This window comes from Streptomyces sp. NPDC006012 (assembly GCF_042871185.1).
Lineage (GTDB): Bacteria > Actinomycetota > Actinomycetes > Streptomycetales > Streptomycetaceae > Streptomyces.
This window is the reverse complement of sequence record NZ_JBIAIE010000004.1, coordinates 102,667-128,746: the sequence shown is the minus strand read 5'-3', so window position 1 is coordinate 128,746 and position 26,080 is coordinate 102,667. Positions and strand designations below refer to the sequence as shown.

Sequence of the window (26,080 nt, the reverse complement as noted above, 5' to 3'; positions counted from 1 at the left end):
CCGGTTCCCAGGTGCTGATCAACGAGCCGAGGTGGTGTCCTGCTCGTCCCGTGCGGGCGAGGGCGGCGACGCCGCGGCGGTACGGGCACGGCGGCGGATCAGATGGCGCCCGACCACGACCGCCAGGACGACGGCCAACGCGGCGAGCACGAACAACTCGTAACGCTGGATGGCCGGATACAGGGTGTCGATGTGGTTGCCGGCCAGGTAGCCGAGGGTCACCCAGGCGCCCACCCACAGCACCGCGCCGAGCGTGTTGAAGAGGAGGAACCGGTGCCAGGGCATCCCGCTGAGCCCGGCGATGATGCCGTTGGCCTGACGCAGGCCCTCGACGAAGCGGGCGATGGTGATGACCTTGCCGCCGTGCCGGGTGAAGAACCCCGAGGCCTTGGCGACGCGCTCGGGGGTGAGCAGCACGTAGCGGCCGTACCGGGTCACGAGACGCTGGCCGCCGTACCGGCCGATGGCATAGCTGACGTTGTCGCCGAGTACGGCGGCGACCACTGCGATCACGGCGACCGCAACCACGTTCAGTCTGCCGGTCCCGGCGTACACGGCAGCCGCGATCAGCACGGTCTCCCCGGGGACCGGCACACCGAAGTCCTCCAGGAAGATCAGGGTGCCGACCGCCGCATAGCCCCAGTGGTCGAGCAGCGGGGCCAGGTCGGCGAGTATGCCCGGCAGCGGAGGCGCGGTCATCGTGGATCACCCATGCATACCGAGCGTACTGGGGCCGGCCGTGCTTCGCCGGTTCGGCGGCCACCGGGGCCTTGCCGTCGCCGGGCTGAGCAGCGCGGATCCGCAAGATCTTCTTCGCTGTTCCTCCATGGATTCTCCGTCGCTCATACAATTACCCTCTGTGGCGGCCACAGCCATTTGTGTGCGGGCCGCCGCACAGTGCTGCGTATCAGGCAGCTGGGGCGGGAGTGCTCTGTGGCGGCGCTCGACGCCTGGCTCGTCTTCGAGGACGAGGCCGGATTCTCGGTGACGCCGCCTACCGCCCGTACGTGGTCCCGCCGCGGCCGCACTCCCGTCGTGCGCGTGCAGGGCCGCTTCCGTCGCCGCCTATCCGTCCCCGCTCTGGCCTGCTACAAGCACAGCGAAAGCTCGCGGTTGATCCACCGGACCTGTCCGAACGCCCGGCTCGACGGACTCAAGAGCTTCTCCTGGCCCGACATGCGCCCTCTCGGAGCGGCATACGCCTGCACAAACGCGAAGCCCCCGACCTCAGCGTTTCCGCTGGTGACGGGGTCTTTGGGCACCTCATACTGGGTGCCCCCGGCGGGGCACTCGGAGTATGGAGGCGGGCGGAACCGCTGGTCGGCGGCGGACAGTTGGCGATCGAGACGGTTGTCCGGCTGAACCGGTAGGTCGGCGGCGATTGACCACAGTACGGGGCGGCGCACGGTAGCACAGGAAGCACAGCGCGAGGAGCGCGTTGATGGAGACGGTGGCCCGTACTGCAGACTGGGTGTCGCTCATGCCGTCCCTGACCGAACGAGAGAGTCTCGCACCTGTGACCGACGAGTCCGCGGCCCCGGAATCCGCCGACGAGGACGCCTTCGGTATCGACGCGTTCACCCTGGACGACCGGCTGCGGCTGTTCCATTTCGCCGCAGCCGAGAAGCGCCACGAATATCTGTGGCTGTTGCGTGCTTTCGACCGGGGGCGGGCCAACTACCAGGTGCTGCTGCACGCCTCGGACGCGGCGGGGCTCCTGAAGCGGCTCGCCGCCGACCATCCTGGCGTGGCGGCCGTCGGGGACGTGCAGCCGCTGCTCGACGCGCTCGCCGACTGGCAGGTCCTCGACCGGTCGTACGACGGGACGCGCGCCGCGAACCTCGCCGAGTACCGCAACCGCCACTACGTCTACCAGTTCACCCAGGCGGGCTACCGGGCGTACCGGGCCGTCGAAGACGTACTTGGCGCGCGGCTGGAGGACGCCCAGCTCTCCCGGCTCGTCTTCCCCGACATCCTCGCCGACCTTCACGCGCTGGCCGACGCCAATGCCGCCGGCGACGCCGAGGAGGTGTACCGCAAGCTCGGCCGCCTGGACTCCGTACTGGGCGAGATGGCGCAGCGCGCCGCCCGGTTCTACCTGATGCTCGGCGACCTGGCACGGACCAACGACACCCGGCCCGAGGTGTTCCTCGCCCACAAGGACGCCCTGCTCGCGCACATGCGGGAGTTCACCGCCGAACTCGGCCGCTACGCCCCGCTGCTCGCCGAGGCCGTCGAGAAGAACGCCGCCAACGGCGTCGACCGGATGATCGAGCACGCCGCCGAGGCCGACGAACGGCTCTTCCGCAGCCCCGCCGAACGCCTCGAGGACTGGCGACAGCGGTGGCAGGGCATCGTCCACTGGTTCGCGGAGCGCGAGCACAGCGAGGCCGAGCGGCTGCAGGACGCCACCGTCACCGCCATCCGCTCCGTCCTCGCCCTGCTGCGCCGGGTCACCGAGGCCCGCCGCGGCGGGGTGAGCCGGGAGAGCCAACTGCGGCACCTCGCCCAGTGGTTCACCTCCTGCGAGAGCGACGAGGACGCGCACGCCCTCTTTCAGGCCGCCTTCGGGCTCGGCGCGCCCCGCCACATCGCCGTCCCGTACGCAGACCCCGAGCTGATCCCGGGACGTACGTCCTGGTGGGATGCCGAACCGGTCGAGCTGGCGCGCACCCTGGTCCAGTCCGGCCGCAGCCCCGGCCTGCACGGCCCCGGCCGTATCGAACGCAACGAAGCCCAGCGGGAACGGCTGCGCGCCGAGCAGCTGAAGCAGCAGGCGGAGCGCCGCACGGCCGCCGCCTCGCTCGCTGCGGACGGAGCGCACGGCAGGGTGCTGGACGAGGCCGAGACGCGGGTCCTGCTGGCGCTGATGGACGTGGCGCTCGCCGCTCGCGTCCCGGCCAGCCGCAACGTCCGCGCCGCCTCCGGCTCCGCCCACGGCGTACGCCTCACCCTCACCCCCGTCGAGGGTTCCACCACCGTGCACACCGTCCGCGGCAACCTGCACCTGGACGGGCTGCGACTGGAGGTCACGGCATGAGTGCAGCGCGAAGCACCTCCGCCCCGGGCGGCGGTGGGCGACGGGCGGGGGAGCGTGTTGCCGAGCACGTTTCACCTCTCGAACTCGCCGAATACCAGAAATCCGTACGGCTGGTCCTGCGGCATCCGCTGATCACATCCTCGTACCCGGACCGGACGGCCCTGCCGACCGTGCGCCGCTGGGCCGAGCAGCTGCGCACCGACCTCATGGAGGTCCTCGGCTACCGGCTCGTCACCACGGCCGACACCGCCCGGCTGCTGCGCGTGCAGGACCACCTGGACGCGACGCGGCCCGCCGTCACCCGCGCCGGCCGCCCCTTCGACCGGCGCCGCTACGCCTTCCTCGTCCTCACCCTCGCCGCCCTCGGCCGCCACGGTGCGCAGGTCGCCCTCGGTGAACTCGCCGACGCGGTCGCCGCCGACGCCGCGCGCATCGACGGCCTCGGCCTGGACACCACTCGCAAGACCGACCGGGACGCCTTCGTCGACGCCGTCACCTGGCTCACCGAGCGCGGCGCCCTCGCCCTCACCGACGGCTCCGCCACCGCCTGGGCCGGCGACCCCGAGCGTGCGGAGGCCCTGTACGACATCGACCGCGAGATTCTCATAGCCGTCCACCAGCCCACCCGAGTCCTGCAACACCTCACCTCGGTGACCGCGCTCCTCGATTCCGGCAGCGCGCTGGGCCTGGCCACGGGCCGCCACGCGCAGCGCCGCGATCAGGCCCGCCGTGCTCGCCGTCTCGTCCTGGAGAACCCGGTCGCGTACTACGCCGACGCCGAGGCAGAGTTGCTCGGCCAGCTGCGTGCTCCTTCGCTCGCCGAGGATCTGGAGCGTCTGACCGGCCTTGCCGTGGAGCGCCGTGCCGAGGGCGTCGCGCTTGTCGACACCTCCGGCAGACTGTCCGACATCCGTTTCCCCGGTGGCGGCACGGTCGCCCAGGCCGCGCTGCTCCTCGGCGCCCGCATCAGCGAGGCCGCCCGGCGCACCGGGCGGCACGCCCCCGATCTGCTGCCCGCCCCGACGGCCGCCGAACGCCTCGCCGCCCGGGCCCGCCGCATCGACGCGGCCCTTCCGGCGCGCGGACTGCTCTCGGAGCTCTCCGCCCCCGAGGAGGAGACGCTGTACGAGGCCGCCGACGAGGAGGGCGACGAGCCGGAGGAGACCCGCTACCCCTTCGTCACCGACTCCTGGCTGCGCGGCAGGCTGAAGGAGATCATCGGCGAGTACGGCAAGGGTTTTGCCGCCGACCTGCGCGAGGACCCGGACCGGCTGCTCGCCCAGGTCCTGGACCTGCTGGCCGCCCTGTCGCTGGTCGCCCGCGTCGACGGCGGAGTGCTCGTGCTTCCGCTCCTTGCCCGCTACCGCGGGGTCAGCGTCCGCGTGAAGTCCCGTGTGCCCGCCCCTCGGCCCGCCGCCCAGCCCACCCTGTCCGCCGACGACACCGTGAAGGAACCGACGCCGTGAGCACCCCGGCCCCCGCCCCGGCCAGCACCTCCGCTCCCGCCCCGGCCAGCACCTCCGCTCCCACCCCCGCCACCCGTTACGTCCCCACGCGCGCCGGAATCGTCAACCTCTGGGACTACCGGGACGAGGAGTTCTCCTTCGCCGGCGGCTGGCTGGTGCTGCGCGGGCCCAACGGCTCCGGCAAGACCAAGGCCCTCGAAGTGCTCTTCCCGTTCGTCCTCGACGGCCGTATCGATCCCAAGCGGCTCAACCCGTTCGCGGCCGAGGACCGCACGATGAAGTCGAACCTGCTCTTCCGCGGGCAGGACAGCGCACTCGGCTACGTCTGGATCGAATTCACCCACCGCACCAGTGGCGAGGCCGTCACCTGCGGCATCGGCCTGCACGCCCAGCGCCACCGGGACACTCCCGCCCGCTGGCACTTCGTCACCGACGGCCGCGTCGGCGAGGACTTCTCCCTCCTCACCGACGACGACCGGCCGATGACGAAGAAGCAACTCGCCGCCGAGCTCGGCCACGAGCTGATCGCCTCCCCGACCGACTACCGCGCCGCCGTCGACCAGCGGCTGTTCGGCCTCGGCCGGGAGCGGTACGAGCAACTGCTCACCCTCATCCTCACGCTGCGCCGCCCGCAGCTCGCCAAGAACCTCGACCCGGCCAAGCTCTCCGACACTCTCACCGAGGGCCTGCGCCCGCTGGACGACGACCTCATCGCCGAAGCCGCCCGCTCCTTCGACGACATGGAGTCCGTGCAACGCACCCTGGAGGGACTGGCCGCCGCCGACGACGCCACCCGGGCCTTCCTCGCCGGCTACTCCACCTACCTGCGGGTCCACGCCCGCGTGGCCGCTGACCGACTCACCGCCCGCCGCACCGAGACCACTGCCCGCACCGCCGCCCTGGACAACGCCGTAGCGGAGCTGGCGGCGGCCCGCGAGCAGCAGGCCGCCGCCGAGACCGGCTCCGAGACCACCGACGCCGCGCTCACCGCCCTGCGCGCCCGCCTCGACCAGCTGCGCTCCTCCGCCACGTACCAGGCCATCGAGCAGCTCGCCGACCTGGAACGTCTGGTGCGTACCTGCGAGCACACCGCCCAGCAGGCCACCGCCGAACGCGAACGCCGCACCGCCGCCACCGGCCGCGCCCGCGCCGAAGCCGAACGCGCGGCCCAGCTTGCCACCGAGCTCGAGGGCGCCGCCTCCCGTGACGCTGCCGCCGTCGCCGACCACGCCCACACCGCGGGCATGGCCTGGACCCCGGCCGACGCCGAGCCCGCCCGGCTCGCCGAGCGGTCCGCCGCGCTCGCCACCGCTCGCCACGACGGCGTGCGGGCCCTACGCGCCGCCCAGCAGGACTGCCGCAGCGCCGAGCAGACCCGCGACCTCGCCCGCGGCGCCCTCGACCGCGCCCAGGAGGCGGTCAGCGGCGCCGGAACCGCGGAAACCGACGCCGAGCAGGCAGTCAAGGCCGCCCGCGCCACGGCGCAGGAAGCGCTCGCCCAGTGGACGCAGGCCCATGGCCCGCTCCTCTCCGAGGGCACCGTCGACCGCCTCGCCGAAGCCCTCGACCGCACCGGCGAGAACGTCACCGGCGAAGGGGAAGCAGCCACCCTCCCCGACACCTACACCGAGGCCGTTGCCCCCGCCGTGCAGGAGCTGCGCGACGCCCTGGCTGCCCTGCGCGGTCGGCGCACCGACCTCGAACGCCGCCGCGCCGAGACCAAGGCCGAGCGCGACCGCATCGCCGCCGAGCACGACGACGCTCCTCCCGCCGCCCGCGGCCGCACCGCCGACCGGGCCCAGGAGGCCGGCCTGCCGTTGTGGCAACTCGTCGACTTCGCCGAGCATCTGACGGAGCAACAACAGTCCGGTCTCGAAGCAGCCCTGGAGGCCTCCGGTCTCCTCGACGCCCTCGTCACCGCCGAGGACACCCCCGTGCCGGCCGGGCACAGCGACGGCTACCTGCACGCCCGCACACCCGTCGACGGACCCAGCCTGGCCGACCTGCTGCGCCCGGAGGACGGCACGCCGATCCCCGCCGCGCGCGTCACCGCCGTCCTGCGCTCCGTCGCCGTCACCTCCGACCCCGGCTCCGGCACCGCGCAGATCACCCCGGACGGCCGATACGTCGCCGGCGTCGTCGTCGGCGCGCACATCAAGGAGCACGCCGAGTACGTCGGCGCCACCGCCCGCGAGCGCCGCCGCGCCGCCCGTATCGCGGCCTGTGAGGCCCTGCTCGCCGAACTCGCCGCTGCCCTCGATGAGCTGGCACGTTCCCAGGCTCGTACCGATGCACGGCTGGAGGCGTACGCCGCCGCCCGTGCCGCCCTCCCCCGCACCACCGGCATCACCACCGCGCTGCGCGAACTCGACAAGGCCGTGGCGCGGCTGCGTGCCACCCGCGAGGCCGCCGACGCCGCCCAGGCCTCGTACGACGAGGCCGTGGCCGCCTGCTCGGTCGCCGAGCGCACCCTGCGTCGCACCGCCGCCGAGCACGGCATCGCCTCTGATCGCGTCGACGCCGTCGAGACCGCCACCCGCGCCTTCGAGACGGCGGTACGCGAACTCGCCGGCCGCCGCCGCGAACACGCTCGGCAGTCGCAGGCCGCCGAAGCCGCCGCCGACCGGCTGACCGCGGCAGCCGAGGACGAGGAAGCCGCCCTGGGCGCCGAGCGCGCCGCGCGCCGCCGCCACGCCGAGGAGGCGGCGGGGCTCGACGCCCTCCAGGAGGCCGTCGGCGCGGAGGCGCAGGAGGTGATGCGCCAGGTGCAGGAGGCCGAAGACGCCCTCGACGGCGCGGTCCGGGAGGCCGAGACGGCCACCGCCGCCCTGCATTCCGCCATCGCCGCCACCGCCTCGGCCGAGGCCCGGCGTACCGCGGCGGCCGAGGCCCGCTCCGTCGCCGCCTCCGAGGAGAAGGAAACCGCCCGGGGCCTCGCCCCGTACGCGGCTCGTGAGCTGCTCGACATCCTGCGCTGCCCGCCCGGCCTCAACTGGCCCGCCCAGGAGGCCGACTGGGCGGGCCAGGAGCTGCCCGCCGCAGCGGTATCGGTCCACGAGGCGATCCGGGCCGCGACCCGCGACCTCGCCCCCACCGAGAACAGCGTCAAGCAGTCCGTCACCCGCCTGACAAAGGCCCTGGACGACCTGCAGGCCCAGCTCGCCGCCGCCGGACAGGACTACCGGCCCGAATGGGACGGCACCGACGGCGTCATCGTCGTCCGCGTCGCCGACGAGGAAGGCCCGCTGCCCGTCGCCTCCTTCGCCGAGAAGATCGCCGAGCACCGCCGCGACCAGGCCGAGCTGCTCAGCGATTCCGAGCAGCGCATCCTCGAGGACGCCCTGCTCACCCGGCTCGCCCAGCAGATCCACGACCGCACGGTCGACGCCCGCGACCTCATCAGGCGCATGAACACCGACATGCGCGAACGCAGGATGTCCTCAGGTACGACGGTCGGTGTGAGCTGGCTGCTAGCCGACGGCCTCGACGACGAGCAGCGCGCCGTCTGCACCCTCCTCGACGCGGACGCCGCGCGGCTCGGCCCCGACGGGCTCGCCCGGATCCGCGCCCACTTCGCCGCGCAGATCAAGAACGCCCGCGCCCACCAGCGCGACCTGCCCTACCGCGAACTGCTGGCCCAGGTGCTGGACTACCGCCGCTGGCGGCAGTTCGCCTTCCAGCTCGTACGCCCCGACAGAAGCGAGGAGCGGCTCACCCGTGCCCGGCACAGTCGCCTCTCCGGCGGCGAGCAGTCCGTCTCGCTGCACCTGCCGCTGTTCGCCGCCGCGCACGCCATGCTCAACTCCGCACACCCGCACGCCCCGCGACTGCTCGCCCTGGACGAGGCGTTCGCCGGCGTCGACGACACCGGCCGCGGCGAACTGCTGTCGCTGGCCGCGCAGTTCGACCTCGACCTGTTCATGACCGGCTACGACCTGTGGGCCGCACACGCCTCCGTTCCCGCCGCCGCCCACTACGACCTCGCGCACTCGGCGATCGACCACACCGTCTCCGCGCTGCTGCTCCTCTGGGACGGCGAGCAGCTACTCGCCGACGACATCGGCGACCTCACCGAGGCCCTCGGCTCACCCGGCACCCGCCGCGTACCCGGGCCGAAGGAGGCCGCCGTTGCCGACTGAGCGGCACAGCTACGAGGACCTGCGCGGTGAGGGCTGGACCCGGCTCCTGGCCACCGCCCGCCGCAAGCTGGAGCGCACCTCGGGCGCGCTCGACGGCGAGATCGGCCTCTCCACCCCCAGCGAGGCCGAACGCCGTACCGTCATCGGCGTCACCGGCCGCTACCGTCCCGAGACCGCCAAGCGCCTCACCGTCCCTCTCGCCGCCCTCGACACCTACCTGTACGACCGCTACGGCACCGGCCTGCTCCAGACACTCGGACACCTGGAAGGTCCCCTGCGCGACCGGCCCGCCGAACGCGCCGACGAGGACACCCGCCGCGAACAGGTCCTGGCCTCCGCCCACTCCAGCCGCCTCGCCACCGAGAGCTGGTTCGCCCTCTGGCTGGACCGCCTCGCCGCCGACGGCACCCTGACCCGCCTGCTGCGACGCGGGGACGCACCCCTGATCGACGCGGCGGTGCGTGTCCTGGAAAAACTCCCCGAGGACCCCTCCCGCATCCTGCCGCTTCCGGTCCTCGCCGAATGGGCCACCGGCGACACCAAAGCCCTCGTCCCCGGCACCCCGCTCGAACAGCTCGTCCTACGCGCCCTCGCCCAGCGCACAGACGACGACGTCCCGCGCGCGAGGGCCGGACGCCGCGCCCTGTGGGAGAGCACGGGCGCCATCGCCGACGACCTCGCCAGCCAGGTCCTCGTCCTGGGCATCCGCCCCGAGGGCGACACGGTGGTCTGCGACTGGCTGCGCGACGCCGCCGACTTCGGCATCCCGTTCCGGCTCACCCTCCACCAGCTCGCATCCGACCCCGTCGTCCCCGCCGCCGATGACATCTTCGTGTGCGAGAACCCGGCCGTCCTGCGTGCGGCCGCCGCCGAACTCGAAGCCGGGAGCGCGGCCCTGGTGTGCACCGAGGGCGTACCGTCCGCCGCCTGTCACAAACTGCTCGCCGACGCGGTACGCGCCGGAGCCCGGCTCTACTGGCGGGCCGACTTCGACTGGGCGGGCCTGCGCATCACCGCCACCGCCGTGGAACGCCACGGGGCCCGCCCCTGGCGCATGACCACCGCCGACTACCTGGAAGCCCTCGACCAGGGCCAGTCCACACCTCTCAGCGGCCCGCCCGCAGCCAGCCCCTGGGACCCCCGACTGGCGCAGGCCATGGGGGAGTCGGGCCAAACCGTCATGGAGGAGCGCCTGCTGCCCGCACTCCTGGCCGACCTCACCCGCACCTGACGCCGATGACCGCCAGACCGACCGGCCCGGCCGGCTCGGATGATCAGGGGTCTGGCCAGGATCCGCGCCACATGGGAAGCGTCTACCAGACCCCGTTCCCATGTTCTGGGCGCTGGGGAGGGCCCACACCTGCGCAAACTCCCCGGCAATGCGGCGAGTGCCGCATGGGGCGGCCGACCTGCGAGTTTGGACGGACAGCTGCCCGACAGAGGCTGAGAAGGAAGCATCGCGATATACATCGCAAAGGCCCGTCTCCGGGTGGGCGGTTTCTAGGGCAGACTCGGGAGCTTCTGACCGCGCTCACGTACGTGGGCGGCTACGACCGGGCGAGCGGTCGACGGCTGCGGGCATTCTTCGGCTGCCTGTACTACGCGGCCATGCGGCCGGGGGAGGCGCTGGGCTTTCGCCGCTCCGACTGCACGCTTCCAGCGTCCGGGTGGGGACGTATCGAGCTGACGGAGACTCGCCCGACAGCGGGGAAGGCCTGGACGGACTCAGGGGAGGCGCACGATCGGCGCGGGCTCAAGCAACGGGCCCACGGAGAGGTGCGCATCGTTCCTATCCCGCCTCCGCTGGTGCGTCTGCTCCTGGATCACCTGAAGGAGTTCGGTACGGCGAAGGACGGCCGGCTGTTCTCCAGCGAGCGGGGGAACGTGATCGCCGCGTCGTCGTACTCCCGCGCCTGGAAGCAGGCTCGGGAACTGGCGCTCGTGCCCGATCAGGTCTCCTCGGTTCTGGCCTTCCGGCCGTACGACCTCCGGCACGCGGGCGTGTCCCAGTGGCTCAACTCCGGAGTCCCGGCGCCGGAGGTCCCCGCTCGCGCCGGCCACTCGGTCGACGTCCTTCTGAAGATCTACGCCAAGTGCATCGACGGCCAGGAGCAGGAGATGAACGACCGGATCATGCAGGGGCTGGGGGAGAGGGACGACCTCACGGACTGACATAACCACATGACCGACGAACGGGAGCCCTGGGCCGTCTGGTCCGGGGCTTTTGTACGTTCACTTACGTGCGGACGATCGCGTGTGATCACTGGCTGGTCGAGAGGGTGTGTCAGTTGGTGGCCAGGATGAGTACCTGTACTCAGGCGCATCTGCTGCGTTGGCGGCACGCTGACGGGCATGCAGCGGCGTTCGGTGTGGTTGGATCTTGGGCTCGCGGTCGCCCTTTTTCCGGTGTCGGCGATGCTCATCGTCTGGCTCGGAATGCATGTGATGTTCTCGGGTGATGACTTCGGATCCCCCGGCATCCGCACTGCTCATGCTGCGCGCCGTGGGGCATGGATCAGCGGCTGCGTAGCGGTGGTGGTGGGCGGCGGGCTGATGGGGCTGCGACTGTGGATCGCAGGATCTCTGCACCTGCTTGTTCTTGGCGCGGCCGCTGTTCTGTTCGCCGCAGTGGCTATGCAGCATGGTTGATGACGGGAGTCTCCGGAGGAGATCAACGCGTCGGTGATGTGGGCCTGCAGGACTAGGCTCAGGCGGTCGCCGAATGCCCACTGACCTGCCGCGAGGCCCTTCAAGATCAACACGCCATTACAACGTGATCACTGGCAAACGGCTGCTTCCGACCGCATCCGGCTGCACAAACAACAAGACCCCGCACTCAGCAAACGCGCTGATCGCGGGGTCTTTAGGCACCTCATGCGAAGTGCCCCCGGCAGGATTCGAACCTGCGCACACGGCTCCGGAGGGCGTGTGTTATTCCTACAAGACAGCAGGTCAGAGCCGCACGAGGCGGGCGGATGACTAGTTTCGTCCACGAATGGTCCATACGGTGATTACGATCAGCCGCCATGAGACGCCTTGCGAAGCACACCCGAGATGACGCATATGCCTCTAAAAGGGATTATCAGGAACTTCATCAGGTTCGAAGTGTAAGGGTATACTCTGGGGCGAACTTGGAAAATCGCCTTAGCTTCACGGCCGGACCGACTGCCGACACCGCATACGGCACGCTTGCAGCTTTTGGCGCCTACATTGCCGCCGAGACTCCTCTGGAGCTAACGGCGCTGCTTAGCCAGGGCAACACTTCCAAGATCGGGGTATTCAACCTCTCTGCAGATTTCACGCGAGTTGGGTTCGCGCTGAGTGCAGATGAGCAAGGGCCGATTTCTCTGGAACTGTCCTGGACTGGCGGAGATGCTCTAGACGTGTGGGGGCTTGATATTGGTCCTGCTGCAATCCCCGATGGGATAACTCACGAAGACATTTTGGAGGCCGGCAGGTCTATTGCCCCTGAAACGTACTACCTTGATCACGCGAGCGCGCTCAACGCAGACCTGGCACCCTCGACTACTTCAGTCGTGGCGGAGGAAGGGGGTTGGCTGCACCTGAAGAAGTGCTCCTACTGTGGACGTCTTCTACCGATCAACATGAAAAAGTTGGGATCACTGGCTTTTCACAAGCACAATGCAAAGCGAACTCGCCATCAGAACGAGTGTAGGTCCTGTAAAAAATGGCGAATCAATGATGATTTCAACCCATCCCGTACCGTAGATCAGCTACATGAGTCTTCGGTGATCACGCGGGAAAGAAAGATTTTCCTGCAGGAGTCTAGTATCCTTCAAGAAATCAAAAGGCGGACCGGTGAGGGACTCAAATCCCAAGTCTGGGAAAGATTCGATCGGCGTTGTTTCAATTGCAAAAGGGAAATTTCGCTTAATCAAGTGCAACTAGACCATACGCGTCCATTGGCCTATCTGTGGCCGATCGACGAACATGCGACATGTCTATGCGCGGAATGCAATAACAATAAGAAGGATCGCTTCCCGGTAGATTTCTATAGTGAGTCGCAACTCCGGGAGCTTTCGCGAATTTGTGGACTCCCTTATGGTGAGCTTGTTCATAAGTGCGTGAACATGGAGCAGCTCGAAAAGATCACTAATGAAATAATCGGATATGCCACTACTTGGGAACCTAGAACCTTCTTCTCAGTAGCCCGAAAGGTTCAGGAGATTCACCCTGAAATCAATCTGGGTGAGCAGCTTCAGCGGTTGAGCCCGGAAATTTATGAGGATCTGCTCGCGCGTGCTGCGACTGTAAGGCTGCTAGACGAGTGATATGAAGCACGGTGGGCCTCGGGCGTAGCGAGGCTCACCGCTACTCTCAGAAGCCTAGACTCGTTGGAAAAACAGCATATGGTGGTGCTTTGTAAGGCCCTTATCTTTGAGGCCGTGATTAGCGACCTGCTCGACGTTTTCGACCGACTCCCCAACGAGATCTAGGTAACCCTTCCCCAGAGTCCGCAGATCTCCCACTAGGTCGCCCCGGCCGCCACTTCCAATGTGCACCGCCATAACGCCGCCAGGTGCGAGTAGTTGGGTACAGGTCGAGAAGAATTCGGCGTAGACATTGGTCGACTTTTTCTGCTGCCGCTCAAGGAAATCTAGACTCTTGGTGTGGAAGTCTGTTGCGCTCCAGCCGCAAAACCACATTCTCAACCAATTGGGTCGATCGAAACGCATCCCGATGAATGGAGGGCTAGTGATAATCGCGTCGACCGGATCTGTGACTTTATTGGGTAGTTCCCTGAAGTCACCATGGTGAGCTTCGCCCTGTACGAAGTTCTGCGGCAGTGGTACGGCAAGAGCAGAAGTCACCCGATTTTGCAATCGTTCAATGAGCGACTTATAGATGTATTCGCCTGTCGGATTGAATGGGGTGATCGGATGGGAGGTGCGTGACAGGGCGTACGGCCTATTGCCATGAAGGACGTGCAACAGAGATGCCCACATGAAAGCGTCGCCTCGTACACCGTCCGTCAGGAAGACTTTACGCGCCTTCAGTACTTCCAACAGCGTCTCGGGATGATAGTAAGCAGAAACTGATGCATTGAGTCCGAATTCAGCTTCAGCGATGTCGTCGGCGCTGAGATCGACTGTCAGCATCTGCTTTTCCAGCCGGGAAATCTGCTCTAGTGCTTCATCGAGTGAGGGCGGGCTCATCTTAGCTGCGCCGACAGTAGCTGCGAGCGGACTCTTGTCGTTCGTGATCGCCCTTCTCCCTAGGAGGGCTGCCTCGAAAGGTACGGTTCCCACTCCGCCGAGGGGATCCAGAACGCTGCCGCCTTCTGGTGCGAAAGACTTCACAAGCCAATGGGCCATTGCCGGCTTGAATTTTCCCTGATAGGAGCAAAGGGAATGCAGCTTGTGCCCCCAAGAGCGGCTTGCATATGTGCCCTCAGTGTATGGAAGTGTTGATTGGAAATCGTCGATCGCGGCTTTCAGGTCAGAGCGCTTCACAGTCAGCCCTTTCGGAAAATGATTTCGACTTGATGAAGCGCACTGCGGTCGCGTGAATATCTGCGGGCAATCACCTCGTCAGATACAACTTCGAACCCGACGCCCTTAGCTACCTGGACAAGTAGGCGATCCGTGGGGACATGCACGCCGTAAAACTTGGAGTCCCCAATGTCAAAAACAAACTGTCCACCGGGCTTTAGGCTGTGCTGTACCGCCTGGAATACTTGTGTCATGTCAGAGAAGTATTGACGTACCAGGAGTGGGATCCTTTTGTCTGGAGAAGCCACGTCGAGCGCTGATGCCACCTCCTCGACACTTTCGTAGGTGTGCTCCAGGTTGCGAATCTTGCTGACATTGTTGATGCCAGCTGTAACGGCTTTTCGACACAGTCCCGGAAGCTCTTTTTCAGCCTTGATGAAGTCGAGGAGCCACAGCTCAATTTTAGTGTTTCGGAAGTAATTCGTTCCATTCAGGTAAGGCGGTGACGTGATTGCCAGATCGAATTGGTTTGCTTCACCATGGCGAACGTCTCGGCAATCCTCGGACAGTTTGGCCATGGGGGCTGCCCGATCTGGAATCATATTGATGTCGCGGACCATTTGCGTAACGGAAGAGTGGACGAAACTCTGGACGTTGACGACTCGCGTAACGTATTCGTTTGCCCGTCGCCGCCTGAGATCCGCCCGGCGAGTCATATGGGAGCTTGCCACAGCATTGGAAGCAGTAGCGAGCAGTAGAAGGTCACGAAGCCATACGCAGCCATCACTAATCCGACAGGCCAGATCCTTGATGGCGAGTAGCATGCGAAGGTGATCTTCTTCAAAGAAATCACGCTTCGGGAAAGCTTCATGGTACGACGATAGGTCAATCAGTTTCGCTTCATGTTCGAGGCTGTCGGACTGCAGGTGCTTCAGGAATTGCTTTGCCGCCGTCTGGAACTCGGATTGATTTCTCCTGGCTGCGCGCGCTGCGTTGACCTTTGTCTCTGCCACGAAGGACATGAAAGGGTTAATTTCTGAGTAAGAGGAATTTAGGCCGGCATGAGAAGCGACCACTTGAACCGTGCCTGATCCGCCGAATGGGTCGTAAATATGTGCAACCCCTTCGTTTTGAATGAGTTTCTGGCGTACGTAGTCTGCAGAAAATCCCTCGACATAGGGGTACCAGCTATGAACGGCCTGATTCCTGTTATCTCTGAAGGTAACACCGAGATCGAGTGTGCTTTGCTGCGTCACTGGTTCCCTGCCGAAACGATCGTGGGTGGTCGCGATAGTGTATAGGAGGGCGCCTTGCGTAGTAGTCACGCGGCGTTCGTCCGATTCTTTGGCGGGCGACCAGACAGTTACTCACTGTAGCCCGAGTGCTGGGACGTCGGTCGGTGGAGCGGCTTTGGGCTGGAGCTGCTTTGGCGCGAGTGATCATGGCCCCGTAAGCTTCCGGCGCGTCGGGCAGTCTGTGGACCTGCCCGGTAAAGCACGACGGTGGGGCCATGATCTTCGAGGCTCGCGCCAAAGTGGCTGCCTAAAGCCGTGGAGCCGACCGCCCCAGCCACGACGTACCCCTTCTCTGACGGCAAGCTGCTGATTGCTGTGCGCGCGGTACGGGCGCCGGCCGGGCTGGAGCGGGGCGGAGACAGGAGCGCAGGCCCGGCCGGGGGCCGGGCCGCGCGCGGGGAGCGGAGCGAGCCGCCTTGAACCCGTAGAGAAAGTTGTTACTCAGGCTCCGTCGTGATGCGCCACAGGGGCGTGTCGTACTGCTGCGGGCGGCTGCTGATGAGTAGTCGGCGCAGGGAATTGCGCTGAGAGCCGTTGAGGTTCAGTGCCTCGGTGATGTGGCGGAATGTCGTGTGGGTGACTCCACGGCGGCGTGCCTCCGCCTCGAACTGGCCGAGCTGGGACAGGACAGCTTCGGCGTCGAGCTTCACCGGCGGCTGGTCCATCAGCCACGCGGCCTTGTTGCGCTCGTAGTCGATCTCTGAGAAGCCGCAGACTTCCCGGCTGTATGCCTCCACCTCGTCCAGGGCGGCGGTCGTCATGATGGCGCGAGCCAGGGTGTTGCGGCCCAACGCGTCGTCCAGGTCGACCTCATGGACCCTCGGCCCCTCGTCAGTCAGCGGAACGGGGAGGCCGGCGTCTCGAACCTCGCAGGTGCCCCGGATTCCTCGGGCTGTTGCGGCGAGCATCGCGGTTGCCTCGGAGGGGTGCCATTCCAGTACCGCGCTGATCGGTTCTACGTCCTTTGCCATGAGGGTGTGGACGGTGGGGCCGAGCACCGGGCGTAGGTCGTCCGGTGAGAGTTCGCCGTCCAGGCCGGGGCCTGCGATCAACAGGCGGATGGACGCGTTCACCTGGCAGGCGGCGGACAGGGTGAGGGCATCGGCGAGTGGACTCTTCAGTGTCGGCTCGTCGCCTCGCGCAAGGATGTCGCCGCCCACGTCCAGGAGGTCGATCGACTCCGGTTCCAAGAGGGCGATCAGTTCTTCCAGTTGGCGCGTGACGCCTTCGGTGCCGTGGTGGGGGTCGAGCAGCGCAAAGGTGTGCGGGAGGTCTGCTGCGAGCCGTGGCAGCGTGGAGCCTGCCGGTGCGATTGGGCGGGCCTCGGCCGGCACCGTCGAAACGGACGGGGTGAGCTGCTTGAGGCCGGTGAAGTCGTGGGCGCCGCGGGGGCCCGGTACCGGGTCGACGAGCAAGCGGTCCCATGCGTACGTGAGGATCACCGCCTGGTCCTCGCCGCCGTACAGGGCGACGTCAAGCATTGCGGCGGCGACCGCGTCGCCCCCTCCTCCTGCTGCGACGATCAACCGCGTCATGCCGACCAGCGTACGGGTTCGATTGTTGGCCACTCACCCTATAGTGGCTAGAGGCCATAGCCACTTAGATTGGGAGGGAGCATGCCTCAGATTGAGGAGGCTCAGCCGAAGTATCTCCAGATCGCTCACTTCATCCGTGATCAGATCCTTCGGGGGGACCTGCGGCCGGGCGACGAGGTCCCGTCGGAGCGGCAACTCGCGGCGGACTGGAAGGTGTCCAGGCCGACCGCGGCTCGGTCGCTGGAGGCGTTGAGTCATCAGGGTCTCGTCGAGAAGCGGCAGGGATCGGGCACGTATGTCCGAAGCCTGGAAGTCAACCGGCGGGCACGTGAGTTGTACGGGCGGGCCCGGCAGACGGGGAAGATCTACACCCCTGGTGAGTATGCGGTCATCACGTCGGCCGGCTGGCTGGAGGCGCCGGATTACGTCGCTGAGGCGTTGGGGCTGGCCAGGGACCGCAGGGCCGTGCATCGGCGGCGTGTGACCAACAACCAGGACGGGCCTCTCTCGCTGTCCACCTCGTGGTTTGCTGCGGACGTCGGTCAGAGGGCGCCGAAGCTCACGGATCCCGGGCGGATTCAGGAGGGCACCCTGATGTACGTCGAGAACATGACGGGGCGTCAGGGAAGTTACGCCGAGGACCGCATGTGTGCTCGCGCCGCGACGGACGAGGAGATGGCTGACCTCCGGCTGGAGCCTGGATCGGCCGTCCTGGTCGTTCATCACGTCGTCTTCGATCTCCAGGACCGTCCGCTGGAGTTCGCCGAAGCCACGTATCCGCCGAACCGCTGGGCGTTCGAACAGGGGTATCCGCTCACCTGATGGCTTGCCAGTTCCGTTGGACCGCTTGCGCGTTGGGAGTGGCTAATGCCACTATCCAGTAAGTGGCTAAGGCCACTTTGACTGGAAGGGGGCACGGCGTGACGAGTAAGCGGCCCGAACAGGACGCGCGCTCAGCCTGCCGGGGATGCCGGGGGACTGGTTGGAAGCGCGTCGGCTCACGTACGACGCTGGCGCTCTCCACCGTCAACGACCGTGCCCGTGCCACATCAAAGCGACGGTGCCTCGACTGCGACGGCACCGGCAGGGAGTGAGCACGGATGGGCGACAGCACTCACCAGCGCAGCGGGCCCGGCCCGGAGTTCCTTGGAGCGATGACCTTGCACCCGCTTCCGGACTCCGTGCCGATGGCTCGGCGCTGGTTCCGGAAGTTCATCGCTCCGTATGAGCCGGCCTGCTCGGTCGACGACTGCGCGCTGATGATCTCCGAACTGGTGACGAACGCGATCCTCTACGGCCGGTCGGACGAATCGTGGGTCGTGCGGGTGGAGTGGTTCCGTGAGGGGACCTCGCTTCGCGTGGAGGTCCACAACCCTGGGTTTCCGGCGAGTGTGCGGTTACGCCGTCCGGATGCCAGCGACGCGCACGGACGGGGCCTGCTCCTGGTCGACGCCATCGCCGACTCGTGGCACTCCGGCCCGAGCCGCCTCGGCGGTACGGTTGTGTCCTTCGTGATGGCCAATGCATGGCGGCCCTGAGGGAGATCTGACCCCCGTCTATTGCGGCGATCGCACAGCCGCTAGTCTGGTTGACCAGTTGACTTGGCTAATCTCGACAGGCGGCGGCTTTCATGGCGTATGAAGTGGAGCCACCGAAGTACGTACGCCTGGCCCAGACGCTCCAGGGCCGCATCGAGGACGGTACGTATCCGCCCGGCACCCGCGTCCCCAGCGAAAACCAGCTGGTGCAGTCCTTCGGGATGTCCCGCCCGACCGTCGTACGCGCTCTTGAGCTGCTGAAGCGGGACGGCTGGCTGGAGTCCCGGCAGGGATACGGCACGATCGTGCGCGGGCGCCCGGCCGTGGTCGAACAGAAGGACCGCCGGGGTCGTGAGGCGCTGGAGCGCGACGAGTCGCAGACTCCTGGGCGCCTCGTCGAGGTCGGTCAGGTCCCGGTTCCCGCTCGCGTCGCCTCCGTACTCGGGTTGCCCAAGCGGGCCAAAGTCCACGTACGCCGGTTCCTCGTTGAAGAGGACGGGGAAGCGGTCGAACTGGTCTCGTCGTACTTTCCCGTCGGCCTGGTCGACGGCACCGGGCTGGACAATCCCGAGTCCCTGAGCGGCAGTACGCGCGAACATCTGGAGACCCGGAAGAAGATCCGCTACGACAACGTGACGGAACGGGTCTCGGCCCGGCTGCCGGAGAGCAATGAAGCCGAGTTGCTCGGCATGCCGGCGGGTACGCCCGTCCTGAGTGTCCTGGTCATCGCGTACGACGCCGCCGGACAGGCGTTGCAAGTCTCTGACGTGCTGCTTCCTGCCGATCGACAGGAACTCGAAGACACCTACCGCTTGAACTGAGCCCCGTTCAGGGGCGGTTCCCCTCGGTTCTCACTTGACAAGTCAACCTGGCATCTCTAACTTCGAACTTGCTAAGTCAACTTGTCAGGTGGCAGGTTGGCCAACCCTTTGAAGGAGACATCCCTGTGCGTGTGATCCGTATCGACGCCTCGTCCGCGACGATCCTGCTGACCGAAGCCCCGGCGCCGAAGCTGCGCGACCGGCAGAGCGGTGAGATCGCCAAGGACGCGGTGAGCGGTGAGGCTCTGATGACCGTCGGCGTCGTCTTCATCGACGAGGGCGAGTCGTCCCTGATCCAGGTCACCATCCCCGAGAGCGGTGTGACGGAGGGCCTGACCGTGGGCGCTCCGGTTTCGCTGCCGGGGCTGATCGCCCGGCCGTGGGAAAGCGTGTTCAACGGCCAGCAGCGGCACGGCATCGCCTACCGGGCCACCGCCGTTGCTCCGGGTGCCTTCCCGATGGCTCAGGCGGGCTGATCGACGTGACCGACCTGACGACGGTGGCCGAACTGGGCGGGGCGCTCGCTGCGATAGGCGGCGCGGCCTATGCCCGGCACGCTCACCCGGCGGCGTACTGGTCCACGGTCGGGCTGCCGGTCTCGGTGGCCCGGCTGCTGGCCTCCTACTCCTCGACCATGGACGCCTGCGGCCTGACGGTCGAGCCGTCCCGCTGGCGGGCACTGGCCGTCAAGGCGATCACCCGGCGGGAGATCCGTCCTGTCCCGCCTCGCCGGGGTCTGATCCGACCCACTTCAACCGGGCTACGGATCCGGCTGCGGCTGGCTCCGGGCCAGGAACCGGCGGACGTGGCGGCCTCGGCCGAACGGCTCAGGCACGCCTGGGGCGTCCACGCCGTGTACGTCCGGGACGTCAAGCCGGGGGTCGTCGAACTGCGGCTCGTCGGCTTCGACGTCTTGCGCAAGGTGCGGATGCCCCGCCGCCGGTTCGATGGCGGGCTGTTGCGGGTGCCGGTGGCCTTGCGGGAGGACGCGACCGCGTTCGTCCGCGACTATCGCGCCGTACCGCATGAACTCGTCCTCGGCGCCACGCTGTCCGGCAAGTCCATGTACCTGCGCAACCTGCTGACCGGGCTGGCGGCTCAGCCCGTGGTCCTGGCCGGCATCGACTGCAAGCGCGGGGTCGAGCTGGCGCCGTTCGCCGCCCGACTCTCCGCCCTGGCGACCGACCAGAACCAGGCGGCCGAGCTGCTTCCCGTACTCGTGAAGGAGATGGAGGACCGATACGACCTGATCAAGAGCCGTCAGGGTTTCGCACCTGGCACCCCCGATGAACTGATCACCTCGGACATCTGGGGCCTGCCCGACTGTGAACGCCCGGCTCCCATCGTCCTGTTCATCGACGAGGTGGCCGAACTGTTCCTCGTCGCCACGCGGAAGCAGGAGCAGCGGCGGGACGAGATGGTCACCCAGCTCATCCGCCTCGCCCAGCTCGGCCGCGCCGCGGGCATCTATCTGGAGGTCTGCGGGCAGCGCTTCGGCGCCGAGCTGGGCAAGGGCGCGACCATGCTCCGGGCCCAGCTCACCGGCCGTGTCTGCCACCGTGTGAACGATGAAGCCTCGGCCAAGATGGCGCTGGGCGACATCGCGCCGGAAGCTCCCTTCGCGGCCTGCGCCATCGCTGCCGAACGGCCCGGCCTGGCTGTCGCCGGTGACACCTCCGGCGGCTGGTCCCGCATCCGGACCCCGTACCTGTCCCTCTCCGACGCTGCGGCCACGTGCCGAGAGTCCGCGCACCTCACCCCGGACGTTCCGGCGCTCGCGCCTTTCCGGCCGTACGTCCCGCCCGTGCCCGTGAAGGACTCCGGACCGGTCACCTCCCCTTACCCGGTCACCGAATAACCCCCACCGACCCGACGGCCGGCGCGGTCGTCCCGCGCCACGTCCCTACCCCGCCATGCCCGAAAACGGAGAGGAACGCTCGTGACTGCCTCGATGGCCTTCTACGCGGACGGCAACACCACCGTCCGCCTCAACCAGTACGGCACGACCCGCACCCCGATCCTCACCCTGGACGGTGAGGACCACTCCCTGGCGGTCTCGGCGTTCCCCCGGGTGCCCATCGCCGATCACCTGTCCTTCGCCCGTTCCCTGTCTGCTGCCTGCGCCGACTACATCACCGCCCTGGAGACCTACGCCGCCGCCCAGGCCACCGGAGAGGAACAGGAACAGGACGGGGAGTCGTGAAGCGGCTGCCGGTCCGCATGGACGCCGTACTCGTCCAAGCCCTGATCGCCGCCGCGCTGTCCTTCGCTCACCTTCACGACCTGGCCTCGGCTGCCGGACAGCACGGCTGGAAAGCGTGGGCCTACCCGGTCTCGGTGGATCTGCTGCTGGTGGCGGCCTGGCGGCAGCTCCGTTCCGGCGGGGCCAAAGCACCTGCCTGGTGCTGGTTCCTCATCGCGCTGACCGCGTCGCTCGGCGCCAACGTCGCCACGGCCGGACTGCTCGACCTGGGCGCCGTACCGGCCTGGCTGCGCATCCTCGTCGCCGGATGGCCCGCCATCGCCTTCCTCGGCGGCACCCTCCTCGCTCACGGATCAGCGAAACCGGAGGGTGCACCGGACGCACCTGTCACCGACGAGAACCCTGCTGCCGCCCCGTCGGCTCCCTCGGCTCCTTCGGCATCCGAACCGCCCGCCACCGAACCGCCCACTGCCGAACTGCCCGCCGCGGAACCGACTCCGCCCCCGGCAACACCCGTCCCGCCCGCCCTCGTCACCCACGCCCGCAAGGTCGCCGACGACCACCACGCCCGGACCGGAACCCCCATCGACACGCCGACCCTCCGCGCACGTCTCGGCGTCACGCCGGCGCTCGCCGAAGCCATCGCCGCCCAACTCACCTGACCTTGGAGGAACTTCCCCCGTGCGTCCGTCCACGCTCCGCGCGCTGCAACGCGCCGCCGAGCTGACCCGCCAAAACCGCCTCACCGAAGCCGTGCTCATCGCCGAACCCGTGATCCTCACCGCCGACACCTACGAGGGCGAGGAGATCTTGCGCTGGCTCGCCGCGCACGTCACCGACTTCACCGGCGAAACCGACAAGGAGATCCGCTGATGACCGCCAACCGCCGTTTCCGCAACGTCGTCCGCATCGGCCCCGTCCAGGTCGGCACGTACTACGACGGCCGGGGCCGCGAGAAGCACACCGCCGCCTGCACCGCACCACGCTGCGGCTTCTCCACCGACTACGACAGCCGCGCCGCCGCCGAACTCGCCGCCCGAACCCACCGCTGCCCCGCCCGCTGAGGAGAACCCGGTGACCGTCTCGCTCCCGCTCGTCTTCGTCCTGGGCGTCATCGCCTGGGCCGCGATCAAGTTCCTCGGCGTCCGTGTCTGGGTCGCCGTCGTGATCGCCCTGTTCGGCTTCTGGCTCTCGCACACCTTCCTCGCCCCCGCCATCGAGTCCGGCACCCGTTCCGGGGTCGGCGTCGTCAACGGCCCCCACGAGTGACAAGGAGGATCCGCCATGCTCCGCCCCAAACTGCCCGACGTCCCGCACTCGCCGACCACGACCGTCACGCCTCAGCAGACCCGGGCTCCGGCTCCCTCCGCCGGCCGTCCGGTCGCCCCGTACCTGGGCGTCGGAGTCAGTGCAGTCGCTGCTGTGGTCGTCGTCGGTGTCGTCCTGACCGCCCTCCTGGCGGCCGTCGCCATCTCGGCCGTGTCCGTGGCCATCGCCGCCGTCGTCCTGCGCTCTCTCCTCAACGGCGCCCACAAGCGCTGACCGGCCTCCGGGGCGACAACAAGCCGCCAAGCATCCCGTCGCCCCGGGGCCGTCTCTCCCAACCGCTGAAACGGCCGAAAGGAACTCCCATCATCACCCGGCAGACTCCGCCTCCGCTGGCGGAACTCTCCCTTCTGGCATCCCTCGGCACCATGCCCGAACTGGCCCGCCAACTCTCCGGTCTGGGCGGCTGCACCCACCCCATCCGCCTCGACGGCCACCGCACCGAATACGACGTAGACACGGCCACCGGCGAGATCGGCCGAGTCCTCCACCACCTCGACTCCGGCACCCTCCCCGCCGGACAGCTTCTCGTCCGCTGCAACAACCGTCGCACCACACGCTGTGCGGCCTGCGCCGAGACCTACCGCCGAGACACCTACCACCTGATCACCGCCGGACTCCGCGGTGGCAAAGGCACCCCCGAACAGGTCGGCACCCACCCACGCGTCTTCGCCACCTTCACCGCCCCGGGCTTCGGCCCCGTCCACAACCGCCGGACCGACGGGCGTGCCTGCCGCTGCGGTATCCGCCACGACGACCAGGACCCCGCCCTGGGCTCGCCCCTCGACCCGGACACCTACGACTACGAAGCGGCCGTGCTCTGGAACGCGCATGCCGGGGCCCTGTGGCGGCGCTTCTCGATCTACCTCCGCCGTGAGGTCGCCAAGCGGGCCGGGCTCACCCAACGCGCCTTCCGCGACCACGCCCGCATCTCCTTCGCCAAGGTCGCCGAGTACCAGAAACGCGGCGCCGTTCACTTCCACGCCGTGATCCGCCTCGACGGGCCGGAGGGCGGCAACACGGATCCGCCGGCCTGGGCCACAACCGAGCTGCTGACGGACGCCATCCGTGCGGCTGCCACCGCGGCGCGCGTCGACGGACCGGAGATCGACGACCGTTCACACACGTTCGTCTTCGGCCGTCAGCTCGACGTCCGCCCGATCCGCTCCGCCGACTTCGACGACGGCCAGGAGCTGACCGAACGAGCCGTCGCCGCCTACATCGCCAAGTACGCCACCAAGGGCGCGGAAACGGCGATCGGCACCCTGGACAGACCGATCAGGTTCCTGGCCGAGCTGGCAGGAGCCCGGATCACCGACCACGCCCGGCGCATGATCCGCACCGCCTGGACCCTCGGCGCACGCAAAGACCTGGAAAACCTTCGCCTGCGGGCCTGGGCGCACATGCTCGGATTCCGCGGCCACTTCTCCACCAAGTCCCGCCGCTACTCCACCACCCTCGGCGCCCTCCGCGACGCCCGCGCTGAATGGCGCCGTGCCCAAGCGGCTCCGCCCGTTCCGCAGGACGACGAAACCACGCTCGTCCTCGCCCACTGGGTGTTCGCCGGAACGGGCCTCAGCACCGCCGAAACCTGGCTCGCCGCCTCCCTCGAACCCGCCCCAGGAACGGAAGGAGAACCGACGTGGATTCCCGTCGCGACGAGCTGATGAGCGTTCGCCAGGTCCTGGATGAGCTGGGTGACGTCTCTCGACGGACGTTCTACCGCTGGCGCGAGTTGGGGTACGGGCCGGCCGCGTTCAAGCTGCCCAACGGGGAGCTCCGGGTGTGGCGGAGTGACTTCACCACGTGGCTGCGGCAGCTGGAGGCCGCCGCGTGAAGTCACTCGACGTGAAGGTGTGGGCCGTACGAAAGCGTGATACGAAAACGCCCTCATACGGCGTCCGGTGGTCTGTCACGGGCAATGTCTTCTCCGACTCCTTCCGTACGAAGGCACTCGCCGATCACTATCGCGCGAAGCTCATGCGGGCGATGCGCGACGGCGAGGAATTCGATGAGGCGTCCGGGCTGCCGGGGTCCATGGAACAGAAGAAGTCGGCCGTCTCCTGGTACGACTTCGCTCTCAGGTACCTCGCCATGAAGTGGCCACATGCCGCCCCCAATACACGCGACGGCATCAACGAATCGCTCACCAGCGTGACAGTGGAGCTCCTCGACGAGAGGGCTGGACGGCCGCCCGACCAGGTGATCCGCAAGGCGCTCCGCAACTGGGCCTTCGTCCTGCCGGGGCCCGATGACCGAGACGTTCCGGACGATGTGCGGAACGTCCTTCACTGGGTGTCGAAGGCATCGCGACCTCTCGCCGATCTTGCTGAACCGGCTACGGCCCGTGCGGTGCTGGACTCGCTGAAACTCAAGCTCGACGGCACGGCCGCGGCAGCCGAAACCGTGCGGCGTAAGCGGCGGACTCTCGTCAACGCCACGAACTATGCCGTCGACCTGGGGGAGTTGCGAGAAAACCCGATCACGGCCGTCCGTTGGCAGAAACCGAAGGTCTCTAACCAGGTTGACCCTCGCGTTGTCGCGAACCCTGAGCAGGCTCAAAATCTCCTGGCAGCCGTCTCCTACGTGGGTGGCTACCGGCGGGCCCGTGGTCGGCGCCTAGTGGGTCTCTTCGCTGCGATGTACTTCGGCGGTCTCCGGCCGGCTGAAGCGGTCGGCCTCGTCGAGACAGACCTGAACCTCCCCGAACAAGGCTGGGGATCGGCGCTGCTCCACCGGACTCGTCCGTCGGTCGGCAAGCAGTGGACCGACTCGGGGGAGACCCACGACGACCGCGGACTGAAGAACCGACCGACTGAGGACGTCAGACGGGTGCCCATTCCACCCCACCTCGTCGCCGTCATCCGCGAGCATCTCGCCACCTTCGGCACTGCCGACGACGGGCGGTTGTTCTTCAGCGAGAAGGGCGCGGTCGTCCCCTCCTCGACGTACTACCGCGTCTGGCAGGAAGCGCGGTTCCTCGCACTGCCGCCAGCCGTCGCGGCTTCGCCTCTCGCCAGTCGGCCGTACGACCTCCGCCACTCGGCGCTGTCGACGTGGCTCAACGCCGGCGTTGACCCGACCGAGGTGGCCGAGCGCGCGGGAAACAGCGTTGAGGTCCTGCTGACCCGGTACGCGAAGTGTCTCGACGGACGGCAGGACGTTGCCAACCGACGTATCGAGGACCTGCTTCGCGAGTACGAGTGACGGCACCTGATCGTGCCCGAGGCCTCTGGGGTGACGCCCAGGGGCCTTGCCGTTTGC

General features: G+C 67.9%; 24 protein-coding genes and 2 pseudogenes. 22 read left to right on the top strand and 4 right to left on the bottom strand.

The features are described from left to right. Window positions 1-18 precede the first annotated feature (18 nt). Window positions 19-699, bottom strand: a complete 681-nt coding sequence (locus ACFYPJ_RS10065) for a DedA family protein (protein ID WP_389013306.1) — start codon at window positions 697-699, stop codon at window positions 19-21. 285 nt (window positions 700-984) lie between these two features. Between ACFYPJ_RS10065 and ACFYPJ_RS10060 the strand changes: the two are divergent. The 8 genes and pseudogenes from ACFYPJ_RS10060 to ACFYPJ_RS10025 all read left to right on the top strand — a co-directional run. Then, window positions 985-1,188: pseudogene (locus ACFYPJ_RS10060) on the top strand (DDE endonuclease); the annotation flags it as partial. Between the two features lie 262 nt (window positions 1,189-1,450). After that, entirely contained in the window at window positions 1,451-3,040 is a 1,590-nt protein-coding gene (locus tag ACFYPJ_RS10055) for a TIGR02677 family protein (protein WP_389013303.1), read from the top strand. Next, on the top strand, window positions 3,037-4,506 hold the full coding sequence (locus tag ACFYPJ_RS10050) for a TIGR02678 family protein (RefSeq protein WP_389013301.1): 1,470 nt from the start codon (window positions 3,037-3,039) through the stop codon (window positions 4,504-4,506). The genes ACFYPJ_RS10055 and ACFYPJ_RS10050 overlap by 4 nt, the downstream gene beginning before the upstream one ends. Beyond that, window positions 4,503-8,645 (top strand): TIGR02680 family protein, encoded by a 4,143-nt coding sequence (locus tag ACFYPJ_RS10045; protein ID WP_389013298.1) that lies wholly within the window; start codon window positions 4,503-4,505, stop codon window positions 8,643-8,645. Before ACFYPJ_RS10050 ends, ACFYPJ_RS10045 begins: the two co-directional genes overlap by 4 nt. Next, on the top strand, window positions 8,635-9,876 hold the full coding sequence (locus ACFYPJ_RS10040; RefSeq protein ID WP_389013295.1) for a TIGR02679 family protein: 1,242 nt from the start codon (window positions 8,635-8,637) through the stop codon (window positions 9,874-9,876). The genes ACFYPJ_RS10045 and ACFYPJ_RS10040 overlap by 11 nt, the downstream gene beginning before the upstream one ends. Window positions 9,877-10,151: 275 nt before the next feature. After that, window positions 10,152-10,817: pseudogene (locus ACFYPJ_RS10035) on the top strand (tyrosine-type recombinase/integrase); the annotation flags it as partial. Window positions 10,818-10,997: 180 nt separating this feature from the next. Further along, complete coding sequence (locus tag ACFYPJ_RS10030) at window positions 10,998-11,294, top strand: hypothetical protein (RefSeq protein ID WP_389013292.1); 297 nt, start codon at window positions 10,998-11,000, stop codon at window positions 11,292-11,294. Between the two features lie 377 nt (window positions 11,295-11,671). Next, window positions 11,672-12,937: an HNH endonuclease gene (locus ACFYPJ_RS10025; protein WP_389013290.1), complete on the top strand. Its 1,266-nt coding sequence runs from the start codon at window positions 11,672-11,674 to the stop codon at window positions 12,935-12,937. 54 nt (window positions 12,938-12,991) lie between these two features. Here ACFYPJ_RS10025 and ACFYPJ_RS10020 read toward each other — a convergent pair whose 3' ends face one another. The 3 genes from ACFYPJ_RS10020 to ACFYPJ_RS10010 form a co-directional block, all read right to left on the bottom strand. Then, window positions 12,992-14,119: a hypothetical protein gene (locus ACFYPJ_RS10020; RefSeq protein WP_389013287.1), complete on the bottom strand. Its 1,128-nt coding sequence runs from the start codon at window positions 14,117-14,119 to the stop codon at window positions 12,992-12,994. A 2-nt stretch (window positions 14,120-14,121) separates the two neighbouring features. Next, the gene (locus ACFYPJ_RS10015) at window positions 14,122-15,423 is read right to left on the bottom strand and encodes a restriction endonuclease (protein WP_389013284.1); all 1,302 of its coding nucleotides are present in this window, start codon (window positions 15,421-15,423) and stop codon (window positions 14,122-14,124) included. Between the two features lie 407 nt (window positions 15,424-15,830). Beyond that, window positions 15,831-16,874, bottom strand: a complete 1,044-nt coding sequence (locus ACFYPJ_RS10010; RefSeq protein WP_389013996.1) for a DUF1152 domain-containing protein — start codon at window positions 16,872-16,874, stop codon at window positions 15,831-15,833. Between the two features lie 135 nt (window positions 16,875-17,009). Between ACFYPJ_RS10010 and ACFYPJ_RS10005 the strand changes: the two genes are divergently transcribed. The 14 genes from ACFYPJ_RS10005 to ACFYPJ_RS09940 all read left to right on the top strand — a co-directional run bounded on the left by ACFYPJ_RS10005 (window position 17,010) and on the right by ACFYPJ_RS09940 (window position 26,023). Beyond that, the gene (locus ACFYPJ_RS10005; protein WP_389013281.1) at window positions 17,010-17,750 is read left to right on the top strand and encodes a GntR family transcriptional regulator; all 741 of its coding nucleotides are present in this window, start codon (window positions 17,010-17,012) and stop codon (window positions 17,748-17,750) included. Between the two features lie 278 nt (window positions 17,751-18,028). After that, window positions 18,029-18,466, top strand: a complete 438-nt coding sequence (locus ACFYPJ_RS10000) for an ATP-binding protein (RefSeq protein ID WP_389013279.1) — start codon at window positions 18,029-18,031, stop codon at window positions 18,464-18,466. A 92-nt stretch (window positions 18,467-18,558) separates the two neighbouring features. After that, complete coding sequence (locus ACFYPJ_RS09995; RefSeq protein WP_389013276.1) at window positions 18,559-19,287, top strand: GntR family transcriptional regulator; 729 nt, start codon at window positions 18,559-18,561, stop codon at window positions 19,285-19,287. A 125-nt stretch (window positions 19,288-19,412) separates the two neighbouring features. Further along, complete coding sequence (locus ACFYPJ_RS09990) at window positions 19,413-19,763, top strand: hypothetical protein (protein WP_389013274.1); 351 nt, start codon at window positions 19,413-19,415, stop codon at window positions 19,761-19,763. A 5-nt stretch (window positions 19,764-19,768) separates the two neighbouring features. Then, window positions 19,769-21,145, top strand: coding sequence for an FtsK/SpoIIIE domain-containing protein (locus ACFYPJ_RS09985; protein ID WP_389013271.1), 1,377 nt, complete (start codon window positions 19,769-19,771; stop codon window positions 21,143-21,145). Between the two features lie 81 nt (window positions 21,146-21,226). Then, on the top strand, window positions 21,227-21,490 hold the full coding sequence (locus ACFYPJ_RS09980; RefSeq protein ID WP_389013268.1) for a hypothetical protein: 264 nt from the start codon (window positions 21,227-21,229) through the stop codon (window positions 21,488-21,490). Further along, entirely contained in the window at window positions 21,487-22,152 is a 666-nt protein-coding gene (locus ACFYPJ_RS09975) for a DUF2637 domain-containing protein (RefSeq protein WP_389013266.1), read from the top strand. The genes ACFYPJ_RS09980 and ACFYPJ_RS09975 overlap by 4 nt, the downstream gene beginning before the upstream one ends. A gap of 19 nt (window positions 22,153-22,171) precedes the next feature. Continuing rightward, the gene (locus ACFYPJ_RS09970; RefSeq protein ID WP_389013263.1) at window positions 22,172-22,363 is read left to right on the top strand and encodes a hypothetical protein; all 192 of its coding nucleotides are present in this window, start codon (window positions 22,172-22,174) and stop codon (window positions 22,361-22,363) included. Beyond that, a complete protein-coding gene (locus tag ACFYPJ_RS09965) occupies window positions 22,363-22,554 on the top strand; it encodes a mobile element transfer protein (protein WP_389013260.1) in 192 nt (63 codons plus the stop codon). The genes ACFYPJ_RS09970 and ACFYPJ_RS09965 overlap by 1 nt, the downstream gene beginning before the upstream one ends. Before the next feature lie 10 nt (window positions 22,555-22,564). Beyond that, the gene (locus tag ACFYPJ_RS09960) at window positions 22,565-22,759 is read left to right on the top strand and encodes a hypothetical protein (protein WP_389013257.1); all 195 of its coding nucleotides are present in this window, start codon (window positions 22,565-22,567) and stop codon (window positions 22,757-22,759) included. 15 nt (window positions 22,760-22,774) lie between these two features. Continuing rightward, a complete protein-coding gene (locus ACFYPJ_RS09955) occupies window positions 22,775-23,032 on the top strand; it encodes a SpdD protein (RefSeq protein WP_389013254.1) in 258 nt (85 codons plus the stop codon). 152 nt (window positions 23,033-23,184) lie between these two features. After that, window positions 23,185-24,483, top strand: a complete 1,299-nt coding sequence (locus tag ACFYPJ_RS09950; protein ID WP_389013251.1) for a replication initiator — start codon at window positions 23,185-23,187, stop codon at window positions 24,481-24,483. Continuing rightward, the gene (locus ACFYPJ_RS09945) at window positions 24,483-24,653 is read left to right on the top strand and encodes a helix-turn-helix transcriptional regulator (protein ID WP_389013993.1); all 171 of its coding nucleotides are present in this window, start codon (window positions 24,483-24,485) and stop codon (window positions 24,651-24,653) included. The genes ACFYPJ_RS09950 and ACFYPJ_RS09945 overlap by 1 nt, the downstream gene beginning before the upstream one ends. Next, window positions 24,650-26,023 carry a tyrosine-type recombinase/integrase gene (locus tag ACFYPJ_RS09940; protein ID WP_389013249.1) on the top strand — a complete coding sequence of 458 codons (1,374 nt, stop codon included), beginning with the start codon at window positions 24,650-24,652 and terminating at the stop codon, window positions 26,021-26,023. Before ACFYPJ_RS09945 ends, ACFYPJ_RS09940 begins: the two co-directional genes overlap by 4 nt. The last annotated feature ends 57 nt before the right edge of the window (window positions 26,024-26,080 follow it).